This is a genomic window from Bradyrhizobium sp. 62, from assembly GCF_023073035.1.
Lineage (GTDB): Bacteria > Pseudomonadota > Alphaproteobacteria > Rhizobiales > Xanthobacteraceae > Bradyrhizobium.
In genome coordinates, this window is the sequence record NZ_JADPIT010000015.1 from 1,202,763 (window position 1) to 1,204,470 (window position 1,708).

The following is a 1,708-nucleotide window of genomic DNA, read 5'->3' on the forward strand; positions in this document are numbered from 1 at the left end:
TATCAGGCGAATCGGAAACCGCGGCTATGCGACCCTCGTCGTCTCCGGCGCCGACAGGTTCCTGCTGCTCGGACGCACCGTCGTTCCCGATCCGACGCCGTTCGGCACGGCGTTCCTGCCGCTCGCCGCCGACACCTTCCGGTTCTGGCGGGCGACATCGGCAGAGCATCTGCCGAGGCTGCATGAGCGCATCGCCGAGATCGAGCGGATCAGGCAGGAATTCGGCTCCTGTGTGATTCCGGATGACGCGGACGACGATCCCTGTCCGCCTTACCGGCCCACACTTCTCCGCTTATCGAACCACGCCTGAACTCCGCGGAGAGCAGCGCGGCGAGATTCGCCGCGTGCTGCTCGACGCGCACGGCGGGGTTGAAAAGTTCGCGAATGATGGGGTTTTAAGTCGGGGCATACCGGTTGCAATCGAGATCGGGCAGATCACGGCGAGCGCCGCAGCGGCCACAGACCTCGTCGGAGTGCCAGCGACGCGCCTCTCGCCGCGTCGCCGCTGAATCGGACGCGATGGCGCTATCCGAGCCAAGCTTTCAACCTAGTCCGAGCTACGCATCCAACCAAGCCCAAGCGACGCATCGATCCAGACGTTCTTCAGAACCTATTGGAGATCGGTAGTTCGCCTTGTGCAAACGAAAAGCCCCGGCGGTTTCCCGCCGGGGCTTTCTATCAGGTCGTTAGACCGAACTTACCAGTTGCGCTGAGCGCGGAGGAGCAGGGTAACGGTGTCCTGATCCTTCAGCTCGTAGGCTGCAAGCGGCTTGCCCGTCGTACCGGACGGAGTAACGGTGCCAATGACACCAGAATACTTCTGGTCGATACGGGTCCAGGCAACGTCAGCCGAGAACGTCAAGTTCTTGACCGGGGTCCAGCGGGTGATGAGACCCACCGAGCCGACGGCGAAGTCCGGGTTACAACCCGTCACACCGGCAATGCCGCCGAACACGCCACCAGCACCACCGGCGCCGCAGATCGTGGTCTTGGCCAAGGAACCGAACTGGGCCTGGGCGTAAGCACCGTAGATCGCGGTGTTCCAGTAGGGGTCCCAGTTGTGGGTGTACGCACCGCGGAAGCCCCAGGTCTTGACCGTTTCCTGCTGGCTGCCCGTGACGAACACGGTGTCCGGAGCATTGGCGAAGCCGACGCTCTGGTAGGCAACGCCGGAGCTGCCAAACATCGAGTAGCTGCTGCCCGCGAGGTTCTGGAAGTTGTAGCGGGTCGCACCGTCGGTGTAGACGCCCTGGATGTTGATCACGTCACCCGCACCGGTCGGGATGTTCTTGATCGACAGAGCGAGCTGAACCGCCCAACCCCACTTGTCATCGGGATGACCGGTGGGTTCGGTCGCGCCGTAGTAGGCAACGTGGTTGTCATGTGCAGCCACCGACGCCTGGAAGAGACCCCAGGCCTGGTCGACGCGGACCATACCAACGAGGTTCGGCGAACGCGTGCCGCCGATGGCGTTGGAGCCATACGAGCCACCAAGAATGCCAGCCGCAGACGCGCCGGTCATGTTCAGGTTGCCGGCGTCATAGTAGGCCGCCCTATCTTCAGCCGAGAACGCTGCCGTCACGCCCTGACCGAAGTCAGCGGTGTAGGAGAACTGGTTGACACCAGTGACCGTGCCGCTGCCGCCGACGAGACCGTCGTAGTTGTTGCCCGGGTAGTTGGTCCAGGGCGCGTCGAACTGCGACACGGC

General features: G+C 63.4%; 1 protein-coding gene and 1 pseudogene. One reads left to right on the forward strand and one right to left on the reverse strand.

Annotated elements, in window-relative coordinates; genetic code table 11:
* Positions 1–310, forward strand: a pseudogene (locus tag IVB47_RS16300) (YkgJ family cysteine cluster protein); the annotation flags it as partial.
* Between the two features lie 387 nt (positions 311–697).
* On the opposite strand, the gene IVB47_RS16305 reads toward IVB47_RS16300, so the two are convergent.
* Positions 698–1,708: porin (locus IVB47_RS16305; RefSeq protein WP_247462607.1), on the reverse strand; the 1,011-nt coding region annotated here is incomplete at its 5' end.